Source organism: Gemmobacter aquaticus (assembly GCF_007859075.1).
Lineage (GTDB): Bacteria > Pseudomonadota > Alphaproteobacteria > Rhodobacterales > Rhodobacteraceae > Gemmobacter > Gemmobacter aquaticus.
The window spans coordinates 78,372-91,401 of the sequence record NZ_VOAK01000023.1 but is presented as its reverse complement, the minus strand read 5'-3'; the positions used below and the strand labels follow the sequence as shown (position 1 = coordinate 91,401).

The window sequence follows — 13,030 nt, the reverse complement described above, 5'->3', positions numbered from 1 at the left end:
TGCCCAAGCCATTCGGGCAGGCCCGGGCCTGGTTGACAACATCTTGCGCCGCCTTGTTCTTTTTGACCGAGGCGGCCTTTATTTTGCCCTATTCTGATGTATTCGGGCGACAGTCCGTCCCACAATTTGCCGCATTGGGCATCTGTCATGCACGGCGGAGTTGCGGGATTCGCAGGATGGGAGCAGCATTCAGGCAACTTTGGGGCAAACCGCAGGGCAGTGCGGAGGATCATCCGGAACATGACGCGGCCAAGTACCGTGGCGGTCCGGTAGTGGGAAGGTAGGGCGGTGTTCAATCGGCTCTTAGGCGCCATCGTGCGCGCATTTCTTGTTATGGTGGTTATCGCCATCCCCTCGGCGCTTCTGCCGGGGACGGGGGCGGATACCAAACAGATGGTTGCGCTGGTCGCGCTGTTCTCGGGTGCCCTCACCTTTGTCGAATACAAGACCGATTATCCGGGCCTCGTGGAGTTTCGGGACGCGCCGCCGTTCAATCGCGTGCGCTTTGCAATCCTGTTTCTGACCGTCTTCATGCTGACGGTGATCGAGAAAACACATGTCGCGCCGACCACGCTCAGCACGCTGTTCAGTGCTGTTGGGATCGTGATCGGCAATGCGCTGGATTTCCCCTATTCGCCGGTTCGTCTGGCGACCTTCATGCTGAATGACAGCGCGACGGATGCGCAATTGCTGGCCGTGACGACGGCCGCTGGCACGGCCTATCTGATCTCGCTGCTTGGTCTTGCGGTGTTTGTGCTGCTTTTGAAGCTGCGGGGCTGGCCCAGCCGGGCGCGCGGCGGGTTCAACGTCTGGATCAACCTGCCGACCTTTGACCCCACCGCCAATGGCGACGTTATCGTGCGGCTGGAGCGTGACGCGCGGGTGAATATCGGCATGGGATTCCTGCTGCCGTTCTTCATTCCGGCGGTGGTGAACATCGGCTCGTCCGGGTTCGAGCCGCTGGCGCTGACAAATTCGCAAACCCTGATCTGGACGATGACGGCATGGGCCTTTCTTCCTTGCAGCCTGTTCATGCGCGGCATTGCCATGGGCAAGATTGCCGAAATGATCCGCGCCGAGCGTCGGGTTTCGGGTATCGAGGATGGGTCCAGCTACTTGCCGGCCTGATCCTGCTGGCGGTCTCGCCGGCAGGGGCCGATACGCTTCGACTGGCCACCTGGGATGCAGGGCTGTCGCGCCGTGGGCCGGGACTGCTGGTCGATCATCTTGACCGGGGCCAGGACCGGCAGATCGCCGCCGCAATCGAGGTGATCCGCCAGCTTGACGCCGATATCCTGCTGATCACCGGGATCGATCTCGATACGCGTCTGGTCGGGCTGAACCTCTTGTCCGAACGGCTGGCCGCGGCGGGGCTGACCTACGCGCACCGCTTTGCGTTGCCCTCGAACAGCGGGCTACCCACCGGGTTGGACCTTGACCACAATGGAAGGAAAGGCGAGGCGCGCGATGCCATCGGGTATGGCCGGTTTCAGGGGCAGGGCGGGATCGCGCTGCTGTCGCGCCTGCCGGTCGAGGCCCAGGCGGCCACCGACTATACCGCCGCACTTTGGTCCGATCTGCCGGGGGCGCTGTTGCCGCCCGACATGACGGCCGAAGAGCGGGCTGTCCAGCGCCTGTCGTCGACCAGCCACTGGCAGGTGGGTGTCACACTGCCGGGGGGCAGGCGGCTCGGGCTCTTGGCCTTCGCGGCGACGCCGCCCGTGTTTGACGGGCCCGAGGATCGCAATGGCCGGCGCAACCATGATGAGGCGGCATTCTGGCTTCACCTTCTGGACGGGGCCGAGCCCCCGCCGCTGCCCTTCGTGCTGATGGGAAAGGTCAACCTTGATCCTGCCGACGGCGACGGGCGGCCCGAGGCGATCCGCGCGCTGCTCTCGCATCCCGCGCTGCAAGACCCGGCGCCTCTCGGCCTGCATGGTCGCATCGAGCCTGCGCAAAAGGGCGATCCGGCGCTCGACACGGCCCTTTATCCGGAAGGTCCGGGCGGTCTGCGGGTTGACTATGTGCTGCCGTCTGCCGGGCTGCAGGTCACCGCCGCGGGTGTGATGTGGCCTGCGGATGGGCCGCTGGCCGAAACGCTTGCGCAAGCCTCGCGCCACTATCCGGTCTGGGTCGATATCGAGCTGCCGTGACAGGCGCAAAAATCCCAAGTCCGCTTGACCCGACTGGCCCCAGAGGCTACGCCACGCCCGACCCATTTCCACAGCTCAGGGAGCCTTGACGTGGCCAATCCTTCCATCCTTATCCTCGCCGGCGACGGCATCGGCCCCGAAGTCATGGCCGAGGTGAAAAAGATCATCGGCTGGTATGACGCCAAGCGCGGCATCACCTTTGATGTCTCCGAGGATCTGGTGGGCGGCTGCGCCTATGACAAGCACGGCACCCCGCTGCACGATGACACCATGGCCAAGGCGCAAGAGGTGGACGCGGTGCTTCTGGGCGCCGTGGGTGGCCCGCAGTACGACAACCTCGATTTCAGCGTGAAGCCCGAGCGTGGCCTTCTGCGCCTGCGCAAGGAGATGGACCTGTTCTCCAACCTGCGCCCGGCCCAGTGCTTTGACGCGCTGGCCGATTTCTCGTCGCTCAAGCGCGAAGTTGTGGCGGGGCTCGATATCGTCATCGTGCGCGAGCTGACCTCGGGCGTCTATTTCGGCGAGCCGCGTGGCATCTTCACCGAAGGGAATGAGCGCGTCGGCATCAACACGCAGCGCTATACCGAGTCGGAAATCGCCCGCGTTGCCCGCTCGGCCTTTGAGCTTGCCCGCCGCCGGAGCAACAAGGTCTGCTCGATGGAGAAGGCCAATGTCATGGAATCGGGCATCCTGTGGCGCCAGGTCGTGCAAGAGATCCACGACAAGGAATACCCGGATGTCGAGCTGTCGCACATGTATGCCGACGCTGGTGCGATGCAGCTTTGCCGCTGGCCCAAGCAGTTCGACGTTATCGTGACCGACAACCTGTTCGGCGACCTGCTGTCGGACGCTGCCGCGATGCTGACCGGGTCGCTGGGCATGCTGCCCTCGGCAAGCCTTGGCGCACCGATGGCCAATGGCCGTCCCAAGGCGCTCTATGAGCCCGTCCACGGCTCGGCCCCCGACATCGCGGGGCAGGGCAAGGCCAACCCCATCGCCTGCATCCTGTCCTTCGCCATGGCGCTGCGCTATTCCTTCGATCTGGGGGATGAGGCGACGCGGCTGGAGCAAGCGGTCGAGAAGGTGCTGGCCGATGGCGTCCGCACGGCCGATCTGATGGGCCCCGAAGGTGGCACCCCGGTTTCGACCAGCGCCATGGGCAATGCAGTCGTGGCTGCGCTGAACGCAAGCCTCTGATCCCTGTGCGGCCCTGGGCCCCGATCGGGGCCTAGGGCTCTGTCCGCTCGGCCGCCGCCTCGGTGGCGGTCGGCGCGGGTGCTGCAGCAACAGCTGAATAATGCACGATCCGCGCCGTGTGATTGGCGACGTGCTCCAGCCAGCGCAGGCCGTCGGTCTGGTCAAACAGCGCCTGCGGCGAGACCTGCCCCGCGTGTTCCCACAACAGCAATGACCGCCGCAGGTGGCTTGCACGTCGTGCAAGCAGCGCATGGATGCGACCCAGCCGGGCTGCGGCGCGCGCGTCCATCGGACTCTCGGACGCCCGCAGCAGCGCGCCACGCATCAGCGCGACGGGGCGCCGGAATAGCGGCTGACCCACCAGCGCGCGCGGCCTGTCGTGCTGGCTTGCGCGGTTGTGCAATCGGTGAAGATGGTCGTTCAGGTGCAGAAGTGCGGCATGCCGGTTGCGCGTGCTGCCCGTGGTCTCGACCAGCGGTATGATCGACAGGAACTCTTCAAGGTCATCAGCCGCGAGCAGAAGTTCGGCTGCGGATGGAGGGTCTGATGCCGCAGGCTTCAGCGCAATTGCAAGCCGCTGGAACTCCAGCCGCGCAACAGCCTCGGCGGTGCTTCGGGCGGCATCCAGTGCCGCGCTTGCATCTTGCAGCAGGCGCCGGTCGATCGCTTGAGGAATCGGGCCGCTGTCTGCCGGAACCAACCGCTCGATTACGCGCGAGAAGGGCACGATCAGCGGAAGCAGGATCGCGATTCCTGCGAGGTTGAACCCGGTGTGAAAGCTGACCAGCGCTGTCGCATCATCTCCGGTCCATCGCCCGATCATTGGCAGCGCCGGCAAGGCAAGAAAGGCCAGCGCGTCCGCAACCAGATTGTAGCCGACATGGGCCATAGCCGTGCGCCGCATCGCGGTGGATCCACCCAGCGTGGCCAGGATCGACTTTACCGTGGTGCCAAGGTCCATCCCGATGACGAGCGCGCCAGCCTGAAGCAGAGAGATCGATCCGTCCTGCAAAAGCACCAGTGCGATGGCGACGCCCGCACCCGATGACTGGATGATCGAGGTGATGACGATGCCGGTCAGGACCAGCACGAGCATCCCGACAAGGCCTTCGCTTGGCAGGCCTGTGCGCAGCAGCAGGTCCGAGATCGCGCCGCTGCCGGCCTGCATCACCTCCAGCCCCAGAAAGATCAGGCTGAAGCCCGAGAGGGCCAGCCCGACCTGCCGTCGCCGATCGCGCCCCACCGCAGCCAGCAGCGCGCCCAGAAACAGAAGCGGCATGGCAACCGTGCCGAGTTGCAGCTTCAGCCCGACCAGTGCGACCACCCAACCCGTCGCGGTGGACCCGACATTGGCCCCGAAGATCACGGCGACCGATTGGGAAAAGGTCATGAGCCCCGCGCCGACAAAGCCGATCACCGTCAGGATCGTCGCGGATGAGCTTTGCAGCAATGCCGTGCTGACCGCCCCGCTGATGACGCCCAGAACGGGCGTGGTGGTGAAGCGTGCAAGGGCGGCCCGCATCCGCGCGCTGGCCAGCGCTTTCAGCGCCTCGGTCATCACGAACATGCCAAAGACGAAAAGCCCGATGCCGCCAAGAAAGCCAAGCCCGCCGCCGGACATCTGCCACCCCCGTCCCTTCAGACGAGAGCATTTCGCAAATGGCGAAGTGTCGCAAGCAGTCCACTGTGGGGAATTGAGGCCAACGCCAGAATCTGCGAAAAATGTTTGCGCAAACGCGGTCGGCGCACCGCACCTACAGGTCTTTCGTCATGAACCCAAATGTGCAGGGCGCGCTGGCCGCGCTGCTTGCCTTCGGCATCTACGCAACCCACGACGTCGTCGTGAAGTTTCTGGGCGAGCATTACCATGCGATCCAGATCATCTTCTTCGCGGGCTTGCTCAGCTTTCCGCTGGTCACGCTGATGCTGATGAACGACGGAACCGAAGGGCACCTGCGTCCCGTGCATCCGTGGTGGACCGCATTGCGTACGGTCTCGACGGTGATCACCGGGATATCGGCCTTTTACGCGTTCTCGGTGCTTCCCCTTGCCCAGACCTATGCGATCCTCTTTGCGACGCCCCTGTTGATTACCGTTCTGGCCATTCCGGTGCTGGGCGAGAAGGTCGGACTGCGTCGGGGACTGGCGGTTGTCGTGGGGCTGATCGGCGTGCTGATCGTGCTGCGCCCCGGTGCCGTGCCGCTCAGCCTTGGCCATGTCGCGGCACTGGCGGCGGCGGTGTTTTCGTCGCTAGCCTCGGTTGTCGTGCGCAAGATCGGCTCGGACGAGCGCTCGGTCGTGCTCTTGCTCTATCCGATGGTGGCAAACTTCATCGTTCTCGGCTGTGCGTTGCCGTTTGTCTATCAGCCCATGCCCGTTGCGCATCTGGGGATGCTGGGCATCATTGCCTCTTTCGGGTTTGTGGCGATGCTGCTGATCATCTTCGCCTACAGGCGGGCCGAGGCGGTGATCGTGGCGCCGATGCAGTATTCGCAGATGATCTGGGCCATCATTTACGGCTATCTGATCTTTGACGAGACGCCTGATGAATGGACGATGGTTGGCGCGGGCGTGATCATCGCCTCGGGCATCTATATCGTCCTGCGCGAGGGTAGGGCGAGTGTGTCAGAGCACCGCCCCGTGCTGGAATCGCGTTCGCGCCCCGAAACTGGGCTCATGCCCCGGATATCGCTCTTGCTGCGCCGGCGCGCGGTGCGGGACCGAAGCGAGGGCTAGGCGCGCGCAGAATTTCGCGCGCCCCCCTTGCAAAGCCCGCCGATCCGGTTTAACCCCCACGCCACACGGTCGGAGCGTAGCGCAGCCTGGTAGCGCACCTGCTTCGGGAGCAGGGGGTCGGAGGTTCGAATCCTCTCGCTCCGACCATTTTCCCGCACATTTTCAAGCACTTAGCAGCACCCCTCGGGGCACCGCCCAGCGCTTGGAGCTATCCCGTAAGCAAGTGATAAGCAGCGCAGACCCATCGGGCGACTCGCTCAGCAAAACACCTCGGGAGCCATCCCCCGAGGTGCTACAGCGTCGAGACCTGAAAGGAGGCAAGCCCCCGCTGGTGCGTCCGTTGGATTTACCGAGGAACTTGACGCTATGCCTCGTCGGGGGTGGCATCCCCCGCGCCGTGGAAGCCCAGTGTCTCCTTCACCACGGCGGTTGTTCTGGACGGCATCCCTCGCACATGCGGAACCGGATCACGTCCTGAGAGAAGTAGGCCTTGCCGCACTTCATGCAGCACCGTCAACCGACTTTCCTGACCACACGCGGTGGCCAATAATTGTGGTCAAGCACCTGCTCGCGCCGCTTGCCCCCGTCCCATGCCCAAGCCTCGGGTTCCTCAAGGTCGTGCCCGAGACCTTGCGGTTCGTGGAGCCTAGATTTGGCACCGTCTGGCTTGACCTTCTCGACCTTCGGGGCCTGCGCTCGCTGTGGGGCCGCTGTGCGCGGCTTGGGGGTGGCCTCGCGCTTGGGGGTGCTTGCAGCACGGGCCGCACGCTGTGCCGCGCGTACCTCGCGTAGTGCGGCCTGCTGTGCCGCACGCTTCGCGCCAGCTTCAACCTTGTCGCGGTTGCTCGCCTGCCAGTTGGCAAGCCAGTCGGGCGTGTCGGCCAGTGTGGTCATCGACGCCAAACCCCGTTTCCTGTGGCGTGGCGCACGCCCCAAGACCCCTCGCTGTCCAACCGCCGCAGACAGTCGAGAATGATCGGCATGTCGGTGCCGCACAGCTTGCCCGCTTCCACCTCGGCCATGCACTCGGCGGCGAAGGCCTCCGTGCTGCCGTAGAGCGCGGCAATCGGTGACGGGAGCGGGTTGCGGGCCGCTTCCAGCTTCGCAACCCGCTTGAGAAGGGCTTGGGCGCTTGCCATCAGAAGTTTAGCTTTCGCGGGGTCAGGGTCGTCAGGGCGTTGGCAAGCACGTTGGCACGCTGCACAGCGGCGTGGCGCTCCAACCGCTCGTTGACGATGCGGTCGACACGGCGGGCAATGAGGATGGCCTCGATCTGCCGCGCCGTCTTGCCCTCGAACTGGGCCGGGGTTTTACGCACGGCCATCATCCTTGAGGCGCTGCATGGCTGCGGCGATGGACGGTGCAGCGCCGAGGCATTGCGCGAAGGCCATCTCGCCGCGCACCTCAGAGGTGAGCGCCCCTTCGGCCCGCCGCTGGTGGATTGCGTCCAGGTCCGCATTCGTCACCCCGTGGCGGTTGCTGTCACCCTTGCCGTAAACCGTGCCATCCGCCTTGAGTGCGCCAGTGGGCTTGGCTTCGCGCTGCTTGGCGCGGTTCTCAGCGGCCTTCGCAGCCGCCGCGTCTTGCATCGCTGCCCAGCGGGCCACGTCGTTCATCGGTTCGGTCATGTCAGCTCTCTCCCAGTTCCTTGAGCAGTTCCAGCGCATCGGCTCGCGGCTTCGCTTGGTTGCAGTTGTAAACGACGCCCCAAAGCGTAGCGACGATCTGCCGCCGCCATTCCGCCTGTTGCTCGGGCGCCTCGTTCTTGAACAGGTCAGACGGGATCAGGCCGAACCGCTGCGCCTCGGCCCATGTCAGGGACATCACCTTGATCGTGACGGGCACGGGTGCCATGCGGATCGCAGCGGCTTCAGCCAGCTTGAGTGCGTGCCCGAACTGCTCCTCGGTGTGCAGCGACACCTTGCGGCCTGCAACTGTGGTGACCACGAACAGATCGTCCGGGCTGGGTGCCATGGTAGCGACGCGACCGCCGCCGGGGGTGTGGATGTTCATGTGATTTCCTTCGCTTCCAGCTGGATAATCCGCTGTTCCAGTTCCTCGTTCTTGCGGACGTTGCTCAGGGTGCCGATCATGGCGATGATCTGCTGCCCCACATCGGGCGGCACCTCGCCAGCGGCCACCGCGCCAAGCACGGCCTCAATCTGCTTGCCGATGGGCAGTTCGGGGTCGAGGTTGAACTGGACGGGTTCGGACTGCGCCTTGACGGGCGGCATGAGACGCGACAGCACCAAGCCAGCGGCGGTCATGTCCCCTTCCAGCGCCTTGTCGATGACCACACGCACCACGTCCGGCCCGTCACCGTTCAGCGCCTACGCAATCCGCTCGCGCTTCGATAGGCTGGTCCCCTTGGGGCGTCCAGCCGGGTTGCCGCTGACACCCTTCTTCCAGTTCGGGTTGCCGGGGTTCTTGCCCGGCACGAAACCCCGCATCCATTCAGGCTGAACTATTTCACTCATCCGAAGCCCCTTGTTCTATCAAACCGCGAGGTTCAGCCGCCAAGCTGAGCGAAGGCTTTGGCGGAGGACTGCTTGAGCTTGCGCAGCTCGTTCGGGTGGAACTTGCGCTTGGTCTTGGGGTCTTCGTAGACACCCACGGCCTTTTCGATGATCTTGAAGATCAGCCCGCTGTTGCGGTCCAGCAGGGCAGCCGCTGCCTGCATCGCACGCTGGCGTTTCACCAGCCCCGGATTGTGCTTCGCGTGATAGATGCGGAGCAGGGTAGCTTGTGCCTCGGGCTTCAGCCCAGACAGGTAGGCGGGCGCACCGAGGGCAGCCATTGCCGTATCGTGGTCACCGCTGTTGATGGCCTTCATCACAAAGTCCATGGGCGAATTGACAGAGCGGATGTAGGTCCGCACCTCGACCGCGATTGTATGGGTGGCACGCGACTGGACAGATGTGGTCAATTCCTTCTCGATGTTCGCAATCCCGCTGCGCATGTTGGCGGCGGCTTTGTCGAACGCCTTGGTGGCCCGTTCCATCACCTTGTCGGCAACGTCGGCGACACGCAGAATGCGGTCAGCGGGCGTCAGCGTGTGGTCCTGTTCCACCGCTTCGCGGGCGTCGAGGATCTTCCCGACCGTCTCATAGGCGGCGGTGAACGCCTCAACGACCTCTTGCAGTTCGCCCTCGGTGTCGCTGTCGAAGTCCTCAAGGCTCGCCACAACCTGCGGATGCAGGCTGGGCGTCACCCGCTCGTCAATCCCAAGCTACAAGTCCCGTGCCATTTCAACCCTCGCTTTCAGGCGTGATGCTTATCCTTGGCTTACAGTTTACGGCTCTCGCAAATAGGTCCGCGAGCTTTTTTCCTTTCTAATCAATTAGTTCCATTCCGGCGCGAGGCATAGACCTTCTTATGGCAAAGCAGGGGGTCGGCTTAATCCGAAGCGATTACCACAATTTCAACACAATTCGCTGGACCTGCCGGGGTGACACGCCAGAGTTGTTTGTGTCGTTCAATCAAGGGGGTAAACCATGAACGACATGACGATGACCACAGCTTGCGCCACCTGTCCGCATCGCGCCCGCACGCAACCCCTCGCGCTTCTGCCGGAGCAGCGGGTGGACGTGCCCGCAGGTGCTGACCTGCTCGCCAAGGCCCGCGCTGGGCGAGTTGCAGCGCTGGCCGAGAAAGCAACACGCCGCGCGGCAGCGTTTCAACCTGTCGAAACCATACTGATCGACCCGGCATTCCGGGCGCGGATTGAGGCGCTGGCTGCGCGACGTGTGGTCAATGCAAGCACCGCCGTCAGCGCCAAGCCCCTCGCGGCGGGCTAGATCGCCGCGCACGCTGGCTGTGCCGGGGCTGTAGCAGGGGGCGGGGTAACTCGCCTCCTTTGCATTGGCGGGAGCGACAAGGGGTGCTGCGCCCGAACACGGCGAGCGCAACTGCTGATTGCTGTTTCCTTGCCTGCTGGCCGTGCTATCGTCGCTCAAAATTGGAGGGACAAAGTGCAAGCTATCATACGATTCTCATTGAATAATGATGTGGGCAGCCCGCTTAGGAACCGTCTGGAGGGTATCCTTGTGGCAGCCGGATTTGCGAGGGGCCAGAACACGGCGACCTACAGGCACGAGCACATTGAGCCGCCGCAGATGTCAACTACCTTGCGCGACTTCTGGGCGGCAGTTGCCGCTCATCAGGCTGGTGGCCGCGTGGATCACTTCTGGATGTATACCGACCGTGGCTTCCTCGATGATATGTTCGGAGGTGCGCCCAACGCCGGTGACGCCGCAGACAATGAGGACGTAGACTGAGTTTACCCACATTCCCGCCGCCTAATGGCCTTGTTTGTTGATCGTCTTGGCGAGAGACGACACTTCTTTAGCTTGGCGGCGGGTTTCCTAGTGTCTAATGTCGACAGCGGGACAAATGGGGAACGAGTATGTGGGACTGGATCACTTCAATAAGCAGCACGAACCTCGCCATCATTTGCGCAACGCTGCTCGGTCCAGTGCTGGCGGTGCAGGCGCAGAAATGGCTTGAGCGGGGTCGTGACATTCAGGAGCGACGGCTCGTCATTTTTCGGACGCTGATGGCCACGCGGGCCGCGATGCTGTCACCCATGCACGTCGAGGCGCTGAATGCCGTCCCTGTCGAGTTTTACGGCAGTGGCAAGAAGCTGAAAGCGATCAACGATGCGTGGAAGCTGTATCTCGATCACCACACTATTGACGGCCCGGCCAGCGAGGTGTGGATGCAACGCCGTCTGGACCTGTTCCACGACCTGCTTCACCTCATGTCCCAGTTCCTCGGCTACAGCTTCAATCGGGCACAACTCGCCCGCGATATATACTCACCCCGCGCACGCGGTGAGATGGAGACAGAGCAGACGATCATCCGTCAGGGGCTGGTCGGTCTGTTCCGGGGTGACATTGCGCTGCCGATGGCGGTCAAGGAGTTTCCCGCGACTGAGCCAACCCCCGAGGTGCAGGCCGCGATCTTGAAGCTGCTGGCCGACGTGCAGCAACCCAAGCCCCTCGCGATTGAGGCAGAGAAGGACGCTGACAAAGCGGGCTAAGGCTTGCCCCCGGCTTGTCGCTCTGAATGACCACAGGCCAAACCCGACGCATTCCAGCTGCTTGCCCCGTGGCGACCGCCTGCTGAGGGGTAAGGCGTTCGACCGACTGGACCGATATAAGGGGCGGCGCAGCGATCTTTGCCATCTTCACCTTGCCCATGCCATAACCGAAGGTATTAAGGGGGGATCTTTCGCCTTGGTATTGTATCCGCAAGGTAAACATTGCAAAGATGCGCTGGGCTAATAGGTCCATCTTTGCAATCTTTGCCCGGAACCCTATTCAGTTCCGACAATCGCCTCCTTCACAGCCGCGCGGCGTGCCCGCCACAGGTCCCCTTCCCGCGCGAACAGGGCGAAGACCTGCGGATGGACCTGATACTCGCGCGGCCACCCGCCATAGGTGCCCCGCGTCTGGGCTTCGAGCCAGTCGGCATCTTCCAGAAGCTGGACCGCCTCGCGCCGCAGTCGGTCGTCAGCCTTGCGGAAGTCGCTGCACATGGCCGACAGGTCTGCCCGTGACACTGTGGTCATAGGCGCCTCCGATGCCACGATAGACCGTGCCAGCGCCCGCGCCAGTTCAAAGGCGGGCGATGCGCTCAGGATCGACTGATAGAGCGTGCTAGCGTGCCGCCGCGCTTTGCGCATGTAACGGATGGCACAGGCAACCGCTTCAGGGCCGACCTGCGACGGCAGAATGTTGTCGGGATGGACGCGAAAGACATGGAACACCAGCGCCACCTCGGCCAACATGCCGGGATGCTTCCCGAGGTGAGCAGCATAGGCGGGCGCGAACTGCTCTGTGGCGATCACCAGTTCCCGAACGCTGCGCACCTCATTCTCGAACATCGCCTGCGCCTCGGGCGTGAAAGTCACACAGCAGTCGGCCCCTTGTGTCGTCGCCTTGAACGCCCACTCAAGCCACCGGCCCCATGTGGTCATAGCCTGTGTCGCATCGCCTTTCGCGTCCAAGTCAGGCGCGCCGAGAATGCAGGGGATGAACCGCTGAATCAGCCCGTCCTCGGGCATCTGCTTCATCTGCCTTGCCAGCCCGTCAGGTGTGCAAGCTGCCAGCACCGACACGCCCCAGTTCTTCACGAACACCGATCCGCGCTCGACACGGTTGATCTGCCTTGAGCCACCATCCCGCAGTTGCAGCCAGTCACCTCGGTTCTTCACGGCATCGCCACGTTCCCCGCTGTCGATGCTTCCGACCCAAGATGAAAACTCCTCTGTCAGCATCAGCATTCCCCGAGGGTTCCCCTGCAACGCGGTTGACAGCGCGGGCACGGTTGAATCGCTGGTGTAGAGGGCTGGCGGGGCACTCCGCTCCTTTGGCGGCACTTCCTTGTTAGCAGCCTCCCAGTCCAGATAGCGCTCGGCGTGCATCGCCTTGATGGCATCCGTTGCAGCGCGGATGGCCGGGGACTTGCCAGCGGCAGGACCGCCGCAGAGGAACGACCATTGACGGGCAGACACATGCCAGTTGGATTCACGGCGCACGGTCAGCTTGTAGCGGTCGTCAATGACCGACGCGGCAGCGGTGACGGCAGAGACGATCACCCCGCTACGGTCGAACCCTGTCGCGGCAGCGTAGGAGTGGGCCATCTCACCGATGACAAGGCACACATCGTCAAAGTCGAAGGGCGGAGGCGTCACCATCCTCAGCAGGTCGCGGGGCTTCCGCTGGGCGAACAGCACGCTCACCCCTGTCATCCTGCGCAGTTCCCGCCGTTCCTCTGCCTCAGCCTTGGCACGCATGTCGGCTGCGGCTTGGTTCAGGTCAACGGGCTTGTCGCCGGGAAAGAAGGTGATCGGCTCAAGCGGGGTTTCGCGAGTGTCGGAAGGTTGCCCGGTCGCTTGGAACGGCTGACCCAGAATCTCTGTCAGATTAACGCCAGCCATG

Annotated in this window: 17 protein-coding genes and 1 tRNA gene; 8 read left to right on the top strand and 10 right to left on the bottom strand. The window is 63.6% G+C overall.

Features of this window, described 5'->3' with window-relative positions; translation table 11 throughout:
* Positions 1-333: 333 nt before the first annotated feature.
* From FQU74_RS14970 to leuB, 3 genes are all read left to right on the top strand, one after another.
* The gene (locus tag FQU74_RS14970) at positions 334-1,128 is read left to right on the top strand and encodes a hypothetical protein (RefSeq protein ID WP_229704422.1); all 795 of its coding nucleotides are present in this window, start codon (positions 334-336) and stop codon (positions 1,126-1,128) included.
* Entirely contained in the window at positions 1,020-2,153 is a 1,134-nt protein-coding gene (locus FQU74_RS14965; protein ID WP_308423079.1) for an endonuclease/exonuclease/phosphatase family protein, read from the top strand. Before FQU74_RS14970 ends, FQU74_RS14965 begins: the two co-directional genes overlap by 109 nt.
* A 90-nt stretch (positions 2,154-2,243) precedes the next feature.
* The gene (gene leuB / locus FQU74_RS14960; protein WP_146287285.1) at positions 2,244-3,350 is read left to right on the top strand and encodes a 3-isopropylmalate dehydrogenase; all 1,107 of its coding nucleotides are present in this window, start codon (positions 2,244-2,246) and stop codon (positions 3,348-3,350) included.
* 31 nt (positions 3,351-3,381) lie between these two features.
* Here the strand turns inward: leuB and FQU74_RS14955 are convergent, their stop codons facing one another.
* Positions 3,382-4,971 carry a Na/Pi cotransporter family protein gene (locus FQU74_RS14955; RefSeq protein WP_146287284.1) on the bottom strand — a complete coding sequence of 530 codons (1,590 nt, stop codon included), beginning with the start codon at positions 4,969-4,971 and terminating at the stop codon, positions 3,382-3,384.
* 149 nt (positions 4,972-5,120) lie between these two features.
* Between FQU74_RS14955 and FQU74_RS14950 the strand changes: the two genes are divergently transcribed.
* Positions 5,121-6,086: a DMT family transporter gene (locus FQU74_RS14950; protein ID WP_146287283.1), complete on the top strand. Its 966-nt coding sequence runs from the start codon at positions 5,121-5,123 to the stop codon at positions 6,084-6,086.
* 70 nt (positions 6,087-6,156) lie between these two features.
* A tRNA-Pro gene (locus FQU74_RS14945) sits at positions 6,157-6,233 on the top strand.
* Between the two features lie 366 nt (positions 6,234-6,599).
* On the opposite strand, the gene FQU74_RS14940 is transcribed toward FQU74_RS14945, so the two are convergent.
* The 8 genes from FQU74_RS14940 to FQU74_RS14910 are packed head-to-tail and all read right to left on the bottom strand — an operon-like array spanning position 6,600 to position 9,297.
* Positions 6,600-6,989: a hypothetical protein gene (locus FQU74_RS14940; protein WP_146287282.1), complete on the bottom strand. Its 390-nt coding sequence runs from the start codon at positions 6,987-6,989 to the stop codon at positions 6,600-6,602.
* On the bottom strand, positions 6,977-7,225 hold the full coding sequence (locus FQU74_RS14935; protein WP_146287281.1) for a hypothetical protein: 249 nt from the start codon (positions 7,223-7,225) through the stop codon (positions 6,977-6,979). The genes FQU74_RS14940 and FQU74_RS14935 overlap by 13 nt, the downstream gene beginning before the upstream one ends.
* Positions 7,225-7,404 (bottom strand): hypothetical protein, encoded by a 180-nt coding sequence (locus FQU74_RS14930; RefSeq protein ID WP_146287280.1) that lies wholly within the window; start codon positions 7,402-7,404, stop codon positions 7,225-7,227. Before FQU74_RS14930 ends, FQU74_RS14935 begins: the two co-directional genes overlap by 1 nt.
* Positions 7,397-7,714 carry a hypothetical protein gene (locus tag FQU74_RS14925; protein WP_146287279.1) on the bottom strand — a complete coding sequence of 106 codons (318 nt, stop codon included), beginning with the start codon at positions 7,712-7,714 and terminating at the stop codon, positions 7,397-7,399. The genes FQU74_RS14930 and FQU74_RS14925 overlap by 8 nt, the downstream gene beginning before the upstream one ends.
* Position 7,715: 1 nt before the next feature.
* A complete protein-coding gene (locus FQU74_RS14920) occupies positions 7,716-8,099 on the bottom strand; it encodes a hypothetical protein (protein WP_146287278.1) in 384 nt (127 codons plus the stop codon).
* Complete coding sequence (locus FQU74_RS19510) at positions 8,096-8,389, bottom strand: hypothetical protein (protein WP_206665038.1); 294 nt, start codon at positions 8,387-8,389, stop codon at positions 8,096-8,098. Before FQU74_RS19510 ends, FQU74_RS14920 begins: the two co-directional genes overlap by 4 nt.
* A 27-nt stretch (positions 8,390-8,416) precedes the next feature.
* Positions 8,417-8,563, bottom strand: coding sequence for a hypothetical protein (locus FQU74_RS19505; protein ID WP_206665037.1), 147 nt, complete (start codon positions 8,561-8,563; stop codon positions 8,417-8,419).
* 32 nt (positions 8,564-8,595) lie between these two features.
* Positions 8,596-9,297, bottom strand: coding sequence for a hypothetical protein (locus tag FQU74_RS14910; protein WP_146287277.1), 702 nt, complete (start codon positions 9,295-9,297; stop codon positions 8,596-8,598).
* A 283-nt stretch (positions 9,298-9,580) separates the two neighbouring features.
* Here FQU74_RS14910 and FQU74_RS14905 point away from each other — a divergent pair, with 283 nt between their 5' ends.
* The 3 genes from FQU74_RS14905 to FQU74_RS14900 all read left to right on the top strand — a co-directional run bounded on the left by FQU74_RS14905 (position 9,581) and on the right by FQU74_RS14900 (position 11,127).
* Positions 9,581-9,883, top strand: a complete 303-nt coding sequence (locus tag FQU74_RS14905; protein WP_146287276.1) for a hypothetical protein — start codon at positions 9,581-9,583, stop codon at positions 9,881-9,883.
* Between the two features lie 318 nt (positions 9,884-10,201).
* Entirely contained in the window at positions 10,202-10,363 is a 162-nt protein-coding gene (locus FQU74_RS19310; RefSeq protein ID WP_158635601.1) for a hypothetical protein, read from the top strand.
* A 128-nt stretch (positions 10,364-10,491) separates the two neighbouring features.
* The gene (locus FQU74_RS14900; protein WP_146287275.1) at positions 10,492-11,127 is read left to right on the top strand and encodes a DUF6680 family protein; all 636 of its coding nucleotides are present in this window, start codon (positions 10,492-10,494) and stop codon (positions 11,125-11,127) included.
* A 276-nt stretch (positions 11,128-11,403) separates the two neighbouring features.
* Here the strand turns inward: FQU74_RS14900 and FQU74_RS14895 are convergent, their stop codons facing one another.
* On the bottom strand, positions 11,404-13,029 hold the full coding sequence (locus FQU74_RS14895; protein ID WP_146287274.1) for a DUF3987 domain-containing protein: 1,626 nt from the start codon (positions 13,027-13,029) through the stop codon (positions 11,404-11,406).
* Position 13,030 lies beyond the last annotated feature (1 nt).